Raw genomic sequence first — 14,306 nt, forward strand, 5'->3', positions numbered from 1 at the left:
CTTTATTCTACAGACTTGGCTTTAAGTTCGGTAAGGTTCCAGAACGCACCTCCCAGAGTTGAATATCTTATCCCTTCAATGCGATCGCGTACTGCTTCCATTGTTAGCGGATTCACCAAATAGATAAATGGCAAATTCTCCTGGGTAATGCGCTGACTTTCCGCATAAATTTCTTTGCGCTTGGCTTCATCAAGTTCACCAGCACCCCGAATATAAAGCTCCTCAATTTGCTTTTCCCAGTCGGAAACTTTCCAGCCAATCAGTGGTGGTTCGCTTTCTTGGGGGCCAAGATTAAACGCATGTAAGCCCCCTTTTGTCAACCAGGTGTTTGCTCCACCGTTAGGCTCAATACCACCGCCGCCAATTTTGCCAATGTAACTATCCCAATTCCGCTGAGTGTAGACTTGTTGGAGCAGAGTATTGAAAGCGATCGCATTAAAATCCACCTGAATACCAATCCCAGCCAAATCTTGCTTAATCTGAGAGCCAATCGCTTCTCGTAGCTTATTCCCTGCATTTGTCAGCATGGTAAAGCGTACCCGATTACCATCCGCATCGAAAAGTTGCCCCTGAGCATTGTATTTAAAGCCCGCTTTTCGCAACAAGTCCTTTGCTTTTTCCCGATTGTAATCGTAAACTTTCAATCCTTCTTCCGGTGAAAGATAGAAAGGACTTTGTTTATAAATTGGTGAATTTTGCGCTTCGCCCAGCCCCCGATAAATATTGTTAATCATTGCCGGACGATCGATCGCATGAGCAACAGCCTGTCTAAATTCCACCGTATTGAACCACCGAGATTTTATCGGATCTACCAACGGCTGATTTTTTGAATCTTTGGCTTGGTTCAGATTAAAAACTAAAAAAGTTGTACTCATTTCCGCTTCCCCGGTATAAACCGTGAATTTTCCTTGCTTTTCCTGTTGTTTTAGCAAAGAAAAATAGTCAGGAGAAACACTAAATGTATCCAAACTCCCAGAGCGAAACTGAAGTAATTGAGTGTCAGTAGATTCTACAATATTCCAGTAATAGCGCTCAATGTAAGGCAACTGATTGCCTTGTGCATCTTTTTTCCAGTAGTAGGGATTGCGTCGTAACACTACTCGCTCGCTAGGCGTGTAGCTTTCCAACATATAAGGGCCATTGACGACAATTTTTTTAGGATCTGTATCGGTGTCCCAAGTTGTAAGAAACTTAGGCTTTCCATCCTTATCTTTAGTTTTAACAGATTCCCGCAAGGCATGAGCTGGTAAAATTGCCAACCCGCCGCTGTAGCGAAGAAAGGGAGCAAACGGCTCCGGTACTGTGAATTCTACTCTCAAATCGTCTATTTTGCGGACGCTTGGCAGCGCTTCACTTTTACCAATTTTGAGGATGTCTCTGATATCTGTGGGAATCTCCTTGTTTAAGAAAATATCGTTGTAGGTAAAAACCACATCATCTGCGGTTAGAGGCTCACCATCAGACCATTTCAGCCCTGGTTTGAGAGTAAAAACGATCCGTTTCTTATCTTCAGAAATTTCCCATTTCTCAGCCAAAGCTGGCTCTAGTTCTCCAGTGAGTCCATTTTGAGTCAGCAGCCCCTCGTAAACAAGGCTGAGAACATCAGGCGCACCTTCGCTGAGGACGTAGTTAAAGGAATTGGGTTCGCTGAGACTAGCGTCTCCGATGTACGACAATTGGGCGGCTTCTGTTTTTTTGAGGTTTGTTGGGTTGCAGCCATGAAGTGCGATCGCGCTCACTACCGCCAGCCCAAAAGCCACCACACGCCGCCAACAATATTTAATAACAGGGATTCTCATAATTCTCTACTAACTGCTGATAAAGCTTACTGAGTCTGTAGCCAACCAAGGAAGTCTTGCGTGCGGCTAAAATACCGATTCACGCCAGTACTACGCAAAGCCGCTTGAACTTCCGGCGTATTAAATTCTTTGAAATTAGCGCTGAGGAAGACTTTGATATCTCTGGGATGCAGGCGTGCATGATTAAGAATGCAGTGCAAAATCAAGTTATCTGTAGGGTCTTTGTTGATAAAACGTGTATCCAAACTTTCTTGAAGCATATCGCCATTTAATGGAATCATCTCTGCCTTGGTGTTGAGATGATCGAGAGCTTGAAAGAGACGGTTTTCGACATCGTTGAATAGCGCCTGATTCTCAATTAAAGCCTGTTGTAAATGAGAAAAGAGAGACTGGGCATGGGATGAGGTGACATCTCGACGTAACTGGCTGACTTGTTTTTTCAGTTCTTCCATGAAACGATTGCGGCGCTTCAGTTCATCCTCTAATGCAGACAGAGCTTCCATGCAGCAAATGCTTGGTATTGCTATCTGGACTGATGCGGTTGGATTCTCTAGCAAAGTATTCGCTTGGGAGTCACGTCCTGTGGCAATGCTCATCAAGAAATTAGTCTCAACGTAAAGTATCACCAAGAAGCGCCACCTTCAGAGTAAGTATCTCCATCTTCCAGCGCCTGCAACAAACCGATGGCTGCCAATTCTTCTGATGCTGGCGGCTTTTCCGACTTCCAATGATAGGCTAAATCTCGCAGCCAAGCTTCAACAAGTGTCTGATGGTATGGCCCAAATATTCGTTTGCTGCTAAATTCGGGATCATAATGATTAAGCACGGCAGCAGTGTTAATTATGCTAACTGGTTCCGATAAATTAGCACCGTCCCATTGAAAAATCTCGATGTTTTCAAGGTCAGCCAGCATAGCGAAGGGAATTTTCGTGTTCGCAGCTTGCAGATACAACGTGAGGGACTCGATTGCCCATTGCTTGGCTTTACTATCTTTGAGTTTAGTAGCTTTGACTTCAACTACTAGAACCGTTTGCCCTTCAGGGTTGCAGGCAATAATATCCGCAGGATAAACCAAAGCGCGATCGCTCTGAGTAAGTTCAAATCTTCCAGCTTCCATTGCCTTAATTCTCCCAGCGCGTTGAGAGTCTCTGCCTTATCCGTCTCTGGTTCATTCCTATCCTAAACATTTTTAACCTTTGACTAGATATGGTTTAGCCCAGTTAATTAGAAGCTACCAGTAAGACAACAGCATAAGCGGCGATTCCTGCTTCTTGCCCAACTGCGTCTAACTTTTCGTTGGTGGTGGCTTTGAGTCCAATTTGGTCGGGTTTTAATTCTAGGACGTGGGATAAGCGATCGCGCATTTTCTCTAGATGCGGTTTCAGTTTCGGCCGTTCCGCCACCACCACAGAATCAATATTTCCAATTGAATAGCCTTTATCGCGAATTAGCGCATTTACCTGCGATAGCAGCACTAAACTATCAGCACCCGCCCACTTTTCATCTGTGGGGGGAAAATAATGGCCAATATCACCCAAACTTAAGGCACCAAGCATCGCATCCATAATTGCGTGCGTCAACACATCAGCGTCACTGTGTCCCAGCAACCCCAACTCATGCTCAATTTTCACCCCTCCTAGAATCAGGGGACGACCGGAAACTAAACGGTGGATATCGTAACCGTTGCCAATTCTTATGTTCATGGAATTTTTACCTATTGGGGATTGGGGATTGGGGATTGGGGATTGGGGATTGGGAATTGGGAATTGGGAATTGGGGATTGGGAATTGGCAAGAATCTTACCTAGTCCCCAGTCCCTAGTCCCCAGCCCCTAGTCCCTACCTAGTCCCCAGCCCCTAGCCCCCGTTAGCATTATCGTCCAACCATTGAGCGTATAAATCGGGGCGGCGATCGCGCGTTCTCTCTATTTGCTGTGAGTTTCGCCAGCGTTCAATCTCCGCATGATTTCCCGACAGCAGCACTGGTGGCACTTTCCAGCCGCGAAACTCCGCCGGACGAGTGTACTGGGGATAATCCAATAATCCCGCCTCGAAACTCTCTGCTTTTAGCGACTCTTCCTTTCCCACCGTTCCCGGTAGCAGGCGGACAACACCATTAATTAGTGCCAAAGCGGGGATTTCTCCACACGTCAGCACAAAATCGCCTAAAGATACCTCCCGCGTCACTAAATGTAATACTCGCTCATCCACACCTTCATAGTGTCCGCAGATAATCGCCAACTGGTCATATGTCGCCAATTCTCGCAACAGCGGCTGATTCATCGTTTGCCCCTGTGGTGTCATCAAGATCACCTCGCGTCTAGGTAAAACGGGTAGCGACTCCACAGCCGCGAATATCGGCTCTGGTTTCATAAGCATTCCCACGCCGCCGCCGTATGGTTCATCATCGACGCGGTGGTGTTTATCGGTGGCAAAGTCGCGGGGATTTACCAGATGCACTCCTGCAATCTGTTTGGCTAAAGCTTTCCCCAGCAGCCCTGAATTCAGGGGGGAGGAGAAAAAATCTGGAAAAAGAGTAACTATATCAATTCGCACAGCAGGAATAGGGATTGGGGATTAGGGATTGGGGATTGGGGATTGGGGACTAGGAAAGAGTTATGAGGCCAGGAGTGAGAAGTTATAAATTCAAAACTCATAACTCCTAATTCTCCCAGTACCTAGCCCCCAGTCCAAGCATTCTGTCCACAGGTTGATGTGTTACATAAAAAAATATTAAATATTTTATAAAAAATGTTTACGGGATCTGGCATTATGCTTATAAGGTTAAGTCGCTATGGCGAGTAGTAACCGTTGTTACTGAGCGGATCAGGAAAAAAAAGCAAAATATTGGTGATGTTGATCGGACGCCTGTCATTAAGAAAAATTGGGACTATTGACAAGAGTGAAAATAGGGATTGTCCTTGTGAGCAAGGGTGTCCAGATAGTTGAGCAAAAACCAAGAACGCGATAAATTGGCATTCCTATCAACTAGCTCCAAAGATTGTATTCGATTCACCCTATGCTCAAAAGTGACATTATGCTGCAATTAGAATCTCAATCCTTAGTACAGACGATGCCCCAATCGACTAAAACCGCCATTATGATTATTGGCGGCGCTGAAGACAAAGTTCATGGACGGGAAATCCTACAAACTTTTTTTAATCGTGCTGGGGCGCTAGAGGCGACTATTGCAATTATTCCATCAGCATCGCGAGAACCAGCAGTGATTGGCGATCGCTACCGTACCATTTTTACGGAAATGGGAGCGAAGGTGGTAAAGGTGCTAGACATCCGCGATCGCTCTCAAAGTGAAGATCCCTTGATGCACGAGTACATTGAAGAGTGTACTGGAGTATTCCTGACAGGTGGCGACCAACTGCGGCTGTGCGGACTATTGGCAGAAACACCGTTGATGGAAAGAATTCGCAAGCGGGCGCATTTGGGTGAGATTACTTTAGCAGGCACCAGTGCAGGAGCGGCGGTGATGGGACATCACATGATAGCTGGTGGCGGTAGCGGCGAATCTCCCAATCGTTCCTTAGTTGATATGGCGGTGGGCTTAGGAATTTTCCCGGATTTAATAGTCGATCAGCACTTTCACAATCGCAATCGCATGGGGCGGTTGATCAGCGCGATCTCCGGTTATCCAGATAAGCTAGGGATGGGTATTGACGAAGATACCTGCGCCTTAATCGAGGGAGACGGTGTATTGCAGGTGATGGGTAAAGGTACAGTTTCTATTGTCGATCCCGGTGAAGTTTCTTACACCAACCAGCCTTCAGTGGGAGCTACCGAACCAATTAGTATATTCAATCTCCGGGTGCATATTCTCAGCTATGGCGATCGCTACCATCTACAGCAGCGAGTCATTCTGCCCCCGAATGTTTGATTTTAAATTTTACATTTGTCATAAAACTGTTCGTAGAGAACAGTTTTATCACTTTTTAAAGCTGGAAACTAAGAGATTACTAAATACGGGCGGGGTCATCAGCAACCAGTGCCAGCTTTCCCACCAAGATGTCAGGGCTTTCGCATTAAGTCTATATAAAAGAAAAGCATATTTATATCTAAATTGCTTTGTGTGAAAGTCCCTACCCCGCCCTACCGCCCACATCCTCTGAATCATCCGCAAAATTAGGTATGAGAATTCTAAAAATCCAGACATTACGGGGCCCAAACTACTGGAGCATTCGACGCCACAAACTGGTAGTCATGCGCCTAGACTTAGAAGAGCTGGCAGAGTTGCCATCCAATGAAATTCCAGGCTTCTACGAGGGATTAGTTCAGGCACTGCCGAGTCTGGTAGAACACTTCTGTTCCCCTGGTTGCCGAGGTGGCTTCTTAAGCAGAGTTCACGAAGGCACGATGATGGGACACATCATTGAACATGTCGCCTTAGAACTACAAGAACTCGCGGGGATGAAAGTCGGCTTTGGGCGTACCCGCGAAACCGCCACCCCAGGCACTTACCAGGTAGTCATCGAGTATTTTGATGAACAAGCGGGTCGCTATGCCGCCAGAGCAGCAGTGCGGCTATGCCAAAGTATTGTAGACACAGGCAGCTATCCCGCTGCGGAATTACAGCAGGATCTCAAAGACCTGAGAGACTTGGCGCGCGATGCCGCCCTCGGCCCCAGCACCGAAACCATCGTCAAAGAAGCAGAAGCGCGGGGTATTCCCTGGACATCTTTAAGCGCCCGTTCTATGGTTCAGCTGGGCTATGGCATTTACCAGAAGCGAATGCAAGCAACGCTCAGCACTTACTCCGGAATTTTAGGGGTAGAGCTTGCCTGCGACAAGGAAGGCACCAAAAAAATCCTACACGAAGCTGGGGTGCCAGTACCGCGTGGCACCGTAATTAACTACCTAGATGAACTCGAACAATCTATAGAAGACGTTGGTGGCTACCCAATTGTGATCAAGCCCCTGGACGGCAATCACGGACGAGGTATCACCATCAACATCAACGACTGGCAACTGGCACAGGAAGCCTACGATGCTGCCAGTGCTGTCTCCAAAACCCGATCCGTAATCGTGGAACGCTTCTATACCGGACGGGATCACCGGGTGCTAGTAATAAATGGCAAAATGGTGGCGGTAGCGGAACGAGTCCCCGCCCACGTTGTGGGAGATGGCAAGTCCACAATTGAGCAACTGATAGAAGAAACCAATCGCGACCCGAATCGCGGGGAGGGACACGATAACGTCCTCACCAAAATAGAACTAGACCGCACATCTTGGCAACTTTTGGAACGGCAGGGATACACCCTAGAGACGGTGCTATCCAAAAGTGAGATTTGTTACCTACGGGCAACAGCCAACCTCAGCACCGGAGGCATTGCTGTTGACCGTACTGACGAGGTGCATCCAGAAAATATCTGGCTTTTTGAACGAATAGCTAAGATTATCGGTCTGGATATTGCTGGAATTGACGTGGTGACAAATGATATCAGTAAACCACTCAGAGAAATGGATGGCGTGATTGTTGAGGTAAACGCCGCCCCTGGATTCCGGATGCACGTCTGTCCCAGCCAGGGTTTACCGCGAAATGTCGCAGCGCCAGTGCTGGATATGCTGTTCCCGCAAGGGTCTCCCAGCCGCGTTCCCATTGTTTCCATCACTGGAACTAACGGCAAAACCACTACTACGCGCCTGATTGCCCATATCTTTAAGCAGACAGGTAAAACCATTGGCTACACAACGACCGACGGCACCTACATTGGTGATTACATGGCGGAACCAGGAGACAACACTGGCCCACAAAGCGCCAATTTGATTCTTTCAGATCCTACGGTAGAGGTGGCGGTGCTGGAAACTGCACGCGGCGGTATTCTTCGGTCTGGGTTGGCTTTCACCACTTGCGATGTGGGAGTAGTTTTAAACGTCGCCGCAGATCACCTGGGACTTGGCGATATTGAAACCATACATGATATGGCTCATCTCAAGAGTGTGGTAGCCGAAACGGTTGCGCCAGAAGGCTATGCGGTACTTAATGCAGACGATCCTCTAGTGGCGGCGATGGCAAGGCGCGTGAAAGGGCAAATAGCTTATTTCACCATGAACCCGGAGAATGAGTTGGTGCAAAGCCATACGCGCAAAGGCGGCTTGGCAGCAGCTTATGAGAATGGCTATCTGTCAATTTTAAAGGCAGATTGGACGCTGCGAATTGAGCAGGCGGTGAATGTGCCATTGACAATGGGTGGGTTGGCACCTTTCCAAATTGCGAATGCGCTGGCGGCGAGTCTGGCGGCGTTTGCTCAAGGGGTGAAAATTGAGGAGATTCGTCAGGGTTTAAGTACGTTCCGGGCTTCGGCTTCTCAGACACCGGGGCGGATGAATATGTTCAATCTGGGCAAATATAATGCTCTGATAGATTATGCTCACAATGCAGCTTCTTACGAGGCTCTGGGCGGTTTTGTCCGCAATTGGCCTGGGGTAAGAATTGGGGTTGTGGGTGGCCCTGGCGATCGCCGTGACGAAGATTTTGTGATGCTGGGTAAACTCTCTAGCCTAATGTTCGATCGCATTATCGTTAAGGAAGACGATGATACGCGGGGACGCGATCGCGGTAATGCCTCTGAGCTAATTTCTCAAGGGATATCCCAAGAAAAGCCGGATGCTCAGTATGAAACTATCCTTGATGAGACGACTGCGATTAACACCGCTCTCGACCAAGCGCCAGAAGGCAGTTTGGTGGTGATTTTACCAGAAAGCGTCACCCGCGCAATTAGCTTAATTGAGGCGCGTCGCCCAGTCGGGGAAAACATCGAAAATGGCACTATCCCAGTGGAGAACAAAGATAGTGTGAAGTCTTCTGTAGTACAGAAGCTATAAAAAGGTAAAAGGCAAAAGGAAGAATTCCTTTTGCCTTTTGCCTTTATTTATTATCTTGATTTTCCTGGGATGGTTCCTCGCCTTCGCGATTCATTTCATCCTTAAAGCCGCGCAAGGTTTTCCCTAGCGCGCTACCTAGTTCTGGAATCTTCTTGGGGCCAAAGATTAAAATAGCAGCGATCGCTACCACACCCACTTCCGGCCATCCTAAACCAAACATATCACTCTCCTGTAAAACATCTTAATTTAACTAGGACTTACGCACTGAGGGTTTCAAACCTCGATCCCCCCGCCTGCGGCGACCCCCTTAATAAGGGGGTTAGGGACATCTCTCCGCCCTTTAGCCCCTTAATAACGGGGGTTGGGACATCTCTTAGCCCCCCTTAATAAGGGGGGTTGGGGGGATCTCTTCATGTCCTATCAACTCTCGCTACAAGGTCATTTCCTGAGATTGATTGGTAATCCTAACCAATCGCTAAGTTCATAAGCCAGCCAGTCGAGTTCCGGTTCAGAAATGATACCGTTACCGCCAAGCTCATATTTTTGCGTACCTACCCAAATAATAATCTTCTGCCTAACTTGGTCTACATATTTCACTTCCAACTTATTGATATCTTGTTTCGATGCCGAACTGGGATATTTAAACTTTATTCCAAATATCTCATAAATTAGGGAAATTTGCCGCTGATCGAGCCGCAACCTGACTCGGCGAAATAATGCAAACAAAGTTCTCCACAAAGGCAGTATCAGCACCAAAAAGAAAAATTGGCTCATCCAAGGGATAGAGGCAGAAAAGGCAGAAAACAGAACTACAGCCACAAAAAGGTCAACACAGTACAAGAATACCAAATTAAACTTAAATCCCTCTGGATGGAGGAGAATTTCTAAATAATCATTGTCTTTTTTCAAAGAAACTTTGCTACCAGTTGGTTTACTAACAACTAAAGGAACGGTTTCTGGTTCTTCCGGCGGCTTTTCGAGCGTTTGCAGTGCAACGGGTGCAGAAGCTAAGCGGCGGTCTAAACTAGGTTCTATCATCCACCGCAACCATCTGCTAAATGCTGGACTAGGATTGCACGCTTTCTCAAATTGAATGCGTCCATCCTTGTGCGGTAAATCTGCGGGATGAGTTCCCGTCACCAAAGTAATCAAAGTTGCGCCTAAGCTATAAAGATCGGATGATGGAACTGCGCGATCGCCAAATTGTTCTGGCGGCATATAGCCATAAGTTCCCACTACTGTAATTGTTCCGCCTTCCTTGGCGGCGAGAGTCTGCACCGAACCGAAATCAACTAAGTAGACTTCGCCAACGCTATTACCAGAACGATTTGTTAATAAAATATTGCTAGGTTTAATATCCCGGTGGATAACGGGAGGCTGACGGCCATGCAGGTAAATTAAAATTTCTAAAAGGTCTTTGGCTAGTTGCTTTACTTCGTCTTCGCTGAAAGTACGCCCAGCTTTAAGATGTTCTTCTAAAGATTTCCCATCTACATAAGTTTGTACGAGAGCAAATCCTTTACCTGTGGGTAAATCTATCTCAAAAAAGTCGAGATAGCGGGGAATAGAAGTATGGGAGATAGTTTTTAAAGTTTCCGCTTCCCGTTCAAATAACTTAAGAGCCTCCCATTCAAAATCGGTGCTAAAAGATAATAGCTTGACTACAACTAATTCTTGAGTTTGGTTGTCACGCGCTAATAGCGTTCTTCGTCCAGCACGTTTACCTAGCTGCTGTTCGATTTGGTAGCGACCTAATACTTCACCCTTCATACTTTTACTATTGTTGTCATTTTTTGTAACAAGAATGAGATTCGTTGAAAAAGAGCGATCGCTATTACACCCACTTCCGTCCATCCTAAACCAAACATACCCGTCTCCGATAAACTATCCACGCTCAAATATAGGAGACTAGCTATCAGATGGAAGAACCTGCTCGCTTTTAATGGGTCGTATAATTGGCAATTTCAACCAATCACTCAGTTCATGAGCGAGCCAGTTGAGTTCCGGTTCAGTCATCACCTCATCAGTAACCAACTCATATTTCTGCGTTCCCGCCCAAATAATAACGCGGGGGCTGACCTCAACTTCTCTGCCCCTGTGGCCTGTTGTCAAATATTTTCTCGTGTGTTCCAGCATAGTGATGTCTTGTCTTTGTGCTTGCTTAGGAAAATTGAATTTAAATCCAAATATTTCATAGGTTAAGCTAATTTGCTGCGGATCGATACTTAGCCGAACACGTCCAAACAACCCAAAGAGAACCTGCCATATCATGTGAATGCCTTGGTACCAAAAAGGTAGGGAGAACAATACCATGAAGAAGTCAATACCGGAAGATGTAAAGAATAAAGAACTTGTCCACAGTAGTATGAAAGAATTCCAAGCGATCGCAAAAAAGCACAGCTTTAGAATATTAGAATTTAACGCCGATGGAGGGATGAGAATTTCTAGAGAATCTGCTTTTTCAGTCACGGAAATTTTGCTACCAGCTGGTTTCCTCACAGTTACAGGAGCAATGCCTGGTTCCTGCGGCTGCATGAGAGCTTGCAGTGCTTCCTTAGTAGAAGCCAAGCGTCGATTCAGGTTGGGGTGAGTCATCCGCTTTAACCAATTGATTAAAGCAGGACTGAGATTAGCAGCTTTTTCAAATTTAATTTGTAAGCCATCGGTTTGCGGTAAATCGGCAGGATGCTGACCCGTCGCTAGATATATTAAAGTTGCACCTAAACTATAAAGATCGGATGCGGGAACTGCACGTCCACCAAATTGTTCTGGCGGCATATAGCCATAAGTTCCCACCACTGTAATTGTTCCGCCTTCCTTGGCGGCAAGAGTCTGCACCGAACCAAAATCAACTAAGTAAACTTCGCCAACGCTATTACCAGAACGATTGGTTAATAAAATATTGCTAGGTTTAATATCCCGGTGGATTACTGGTGGTTGACGGCTATGTAAATAATTGAGAATTTCTAAAATTGCTGTAGCAATTTCCTTAATATCTGCTTCGCTAAAAGTTCGTCCAGCTTTGAGATGTTCTTCTAAAGATTTCCCTTCTACATAAGTTTGAACAAGGGCAAATCCTTTGTATGCTGATGAATTTAGCTCGAAATAATCTAAGTAGCGCGGAATAGCCGGATGCGTTAAAGATTTTAAAGTTTCCGCTTCCCGTTCAAATAACTTAAGCTCCTCCCACTCAAAATCGCTGCTAAAAGACAATAGCTTGACTACGACTAATTCTTGAGTTTGGTTGTCACGCGCTAACAACGTGCGTCTTCCAGCACGTTTACCTAGCTGCTGTTCGATTTGGTAGCGACCTAATACTTCACCCTTCATATTTTTACTGCTGTCACTGGCCTATACAGGTTGTTATAGCTTTTTTTGTCCCTGACAAGCTGATATTCTTAACCTACCTGTGTCTGCTGCTGGATTATCGTAGTTAAGAGAAAGCAAATTTTAAGAAATGTTAGAAACTTCAAAGTCTTCCCTACGCGAACAACAACACCCTCTAATTCGCCAGCTGGCTGACACTATTGAAGCAGTTTGGCACAAACACCTCGATCTTTCACCTTACCAACTGCCAGCTGAGTTGGGTTATGTGGAAGGAAGATTAGAGGGAGAAAAGCTGACGATTGAAAATCGCTGCTACCAGTCGCCGCAATTTCGCAAAATGCACCTGGAATTGGCAAAAGTCGGCACAATGCTGGATATTTTGCATTGCGTGATGTTTCCTCACCCTCAATACAATCTGCCGATGTTTGGCTGCGATTTAATCGGTGGACGGGGACAAATTAGTGCAGCGATCGCGGATCTTTCTCCCATCAGCAGTGATCGCTCATTACCCGAAGAATATACTTTTTCCCTTGGGGGGCTACCCACCCCCAATTTCTCTCAACCCCGCGAATTACCCGATTGGGGCGATATTTTTTCGGAATTTTGCTTTTTTGTCCGTCCTGGCAGCCCAGAGGAAGAAAATCAGTTTCTCTCTCGCGTGGAGTCGTTTTTAGAAATTCATTGTCTGAATGCGATCGCAGCCCAGCCAGTAAGTTCTGAAAAACAAGCTGAAATCCTTAACGGGCAGCGCTACTACTCTACTAAACAGCAGCAGAATGACAAAACTCGTCGGGTGCTAGAAAAAGCCTTTGGTTTGGAGTGGGCAGAACATTATATGACGACTGTTTTGTTTGACAGCGTTTAGAAATGCCTGACAACATAAACTCGCATCCGCGCAGCCGGACGCGAGTTTGTTTCACCGCACCTTTTTAAGAGGATGTCCCAGAAGTGTCAAAACTTAGTTTGATCCCCCCCAGCCCCCCCTTAAAAAAGGGGGAGAATCAAGTCTTAGTCCCCCTTTTTAAGGGGGATTTAGGGGGATCTCCACCCTCTAAGCGTCTCGATTATGACTTTGCAGACATCCTCTAAAAATAGCTTTCACGAACCACTCCAGCCAAAAGAAGATGTAGAGGGAATTTGAGAGAAAAAGGGATAATTTCAGGGGAAATAAGAGTTGGTAGGCAATGCCTACGCTACTAAATCTAAAATGTGACGACGCTGCGGATAGATTCGCCGTGGTGCATCAAATCAAAAGCATCATTGATGCGTTCAATCGGCATAACATGAGTAATTAAGTCGTCAATGTTGATTTTACCTTCCATGTACCAATCAACAATTTTTGGGACATCTGTGCGACCTCTAGCACCACCGAAAGCGGAACCTTTCCAAACGCGCCCGGTGACAAGTTGGAAGGGACGAGTGCTGATTTCTTGTCCAGCAGCAGCAACGCCGATAACAACACTAACTCCCCAACCTTTATGGCAGCATTCTAAAGCTTGGCGCATGATATTAACATTACCAACGCACTCGAAGCTGTAATCTGCACCGCCTTTAGTTAAATCTACCAAGTAAGCAACTAAATCGCCTTCGACTTCTTTGGTATTTACAAAGTGAGTCATGCCGAATTTTTCAGCAAGCGATCGCTTACTCGGATTAATATCAACACCCACAATCATATTAGCGCCAACCAGCCGCGCCCCCTGAATCACATTTAAACCAATGCCGCCCAATCCAAACACTACAACATTGGCTCCCGGTTCTACTTTTGCAGTGTTGATAACTGCGCCAATGCCAGTAGTAACGCCACAACCGATGTAGCAAACTTTATCAAAAGGGGCATCTTCACGGATTTTTGCAACGGCAATTTCCGGCAATACTGTATAGTTGGCGAAGGTCGATGTCCCCATGTAATGATGTATCATTTGACCATCAATAGAAAAGCGACTCGTGCCATCAGGCATTACACCGCGTCCTTGCGTGGTGCGAATAGCTTGACATAAATTAGTTTTTCTGCTTAGACAGTATTCGCACTGACGGCATTCTGGAGTGTAGAGGGGAATTACGCGATCGCCTTCTTTTAAACTACTCACTCCTGCGCCAACTTCCACAACAACGCCAGCGCCCTCATGTCCTAAAATCGCCGGAAACAAACCTTCAGGATCGTTACCAGAAAGCGTGTAAGCGTCCGTATGACACACCCCACTCGCCTTAATTTCTATCAGCACCTCGCCCGCCTTGGGGCCATCCAGCCGTACCGTTTCAATACTTAACGGTTTACCCGCCTCAAATGCTATTGCTGCTTTAACGTCCACGGTCGCGCTCTCCTGTCTAATATCTATAAACACAA

General features: G+C 46.3%; 12 protein-coding genes. 3 read left to right on the forward strand and 9 right to left on the reverse strand.

Annotated elements, in window-relative coordinates:
• Window positions 1–2 precede the first annotated feature (2 nt).
• From H6F74_RS07145 to trmD, 5 genes are all read right to left on the reverse strand, one after another.
• Window positions 3–1,799, reverse strand: a complete 1,797-nt coding sequence (locus H6F74_RS07145; RefSeq protein ID WP_190438299.1) for an ABC transporter substrate-binding protein — start codon at window positions 1,797–1,799, stop codon at window positions 3–5.
• Window positions 1,800–1,825: 26 nt separating this feature from the next.
• Window positions 1,826–2,425 carry a PIN domain-containing protein gene (locus H6F74_RS07150; RefSeq protein ID WP_190438302.1) on the reverse strand — a complete coding sequence of 200 codons (600 nt, stop codon included), beginning with the start codon at window positions 2,423–2,425 and terminating at the stop codon, window positions 1,826–1,828.
• Window positions 2,422–2,916, reverse strand: coding sequence for a hypothetical protein (locus H6F74_RS07155; protein WP_190438305.1), 495 nt, complete (start codon window positions 2,914–2,916; stop codon window positions 2,422–2,424). Before H6F74_RS07155 ends, H6F74_RS07150 begins: the two co-directional genes overlap by 4 nt.
• 103 nt (window positions 2,917–3,019) lie before the next feature.
• Window positions 3,020–3,502 (reverse strand): 2-C-methyl-D-erythritol 2,4-cyclodiphosphate synthase, encoded by a 483-nt coding sequence (gene ispF, locus H6F74_RS07160; protein WP_190418368.1) that lies wholly within the window; start codon window positions 3,500–3,502, stop codon window positions 3,020–3,022.
• Between the two features lie 153 nt (window positions 3,503–3,655).
• Window positions 3,656–4,354, reverse strand: a complete 699-nt coding sequence (gene trmD / locus H6F74_RS07165) for a tRNA (guanosine(37)-N1)-methyltransferase TrmD (RefSeq protein ID WP_190438308.1) — start codon at window positions 4,352–4,354, stop codon at window positions 3,656–3,658.
• Window positions 4,355–4,835: 481 nt separating this feature from the next.
• On the opposite strand from trmD, the gene H6F74_RS07170 reads away from it, so the two are divergent.
• Both H6F74_RS07170 and cphA read left to right on the forward strand, forming a co-directional pair.
• On the forward strand, window positions 4,836–5,687 hold the full coding sequence (locus H6F74_RS07170) for a cyanophycinase (RefSeq protein ID WP_190438311.1): 852 nt from the start codon (window positions 4,836–4,838) through the stop codon (window positions 5,685–5,687).
• Window positions 5,688–5,938: 251 nt separating this feature from the next.
• Entirely contained in the window at window positions 5,939–8,632 is a 2,694-nt protein-coding gene (cphA, locus tag H6F74_RS07175) for a cyanophycin synthetase (RefSeq protein WP_190438314.1), read from the forward strand.
• A gap of 43 nt (window positions 8,633–8,675) precedes the next feature.
• Here the strand turns inward: cphA and tatA are convergent, their stop codons facing one another.
• The 3 genes from tatA to H6F74_RS07190 all read right to left on the reverse strand — a co-directional run bounded on the left by tatA (window position 8,676) and on the right by H6F74_RS07190 (window position 11,962).
• Window positions 8,676–8,852 (reverse strand): twin-arginine translocase TatA/TatE family subunit, encoded by a 177-nt coding sequence (gene tatA, locus H6F74_RS07180; protein ID WP_190438317.1) that lies wholly within the window; start codon window positions 8,850–8,852, stop codon window positions 8,676–8,678.
• Window positions 8,853–9,070: 218 nt separating this feature from the next.
• Window positions 9,071–10,402, reverse strand: coding sequence for a serine/threonine-protein kinase (locus H6F74_RS07185; protein WP_190438320.1), 1,332 nt, complete (start codon window positions 10,400–10,402; stop codon window positions 9,071–9,073).
• A 138-nt stretch (window positions 10,403–10,540) separates the two neighbouring features.
• On the reverse strand, window positions 10,541–11,962 hold the full coding sequence (locus H6F74_RS07190; protein ID WP_190438324.1) for a serine/threonine-protein kinase: 1,422 nt from the start codon (window positions 11,960–11,962) through the stop codon (window positions 10,541–10,543).
• 127 nt (window positions 11,963–12,089) lie between these two features.
• Here H6F74_RS07190 and H6F74_RS07195 point away from each other — a divergent pair, with 127 nt between their 5' ends.
• Complete coding sequence (locus H6F74_RS07195) at window positions 12,090–12,824, forward strand: phycocyanobilin:ferredoxin oxidoreductase (protein ID WP_190438327.1); 735 nt, start codon at window positions 12,090–12,092, stop codon at window positions 12,822–12,824.
• A 337-nt stretch (window positions 12,825–13,161) separates the two neighbouring features.
• Here the strand turns inward: H6F74_RS07195 and H6F74_RS07200 are convergent, their stop codons facing one another.
• Entirely contained in the window at window positions 13,162–14,271 is a 1,110-nt protein-coding gene (locus H6F74_RS07200) for an S-(hydroxymethyl)glutathione dehydrogenase/class III alcohol dehydrogenase (protein WP_190438330.1), read from the reverse strand.
• Window positions 14,272–14,306: the final 35 nt, after the last annotated feature.

The sequence above is a fragment of the Trichocoleus sp. FACHB-90 genome (assembly GCF_014695505.1).
In the GTDB taxonomy this organism is placed as follows: Bacteria; Cyanobacteriota; Cyanobacteriia; order Cyanobacteriales; family FACHB-T130; genus Funiculus; species Funiculus sociatus.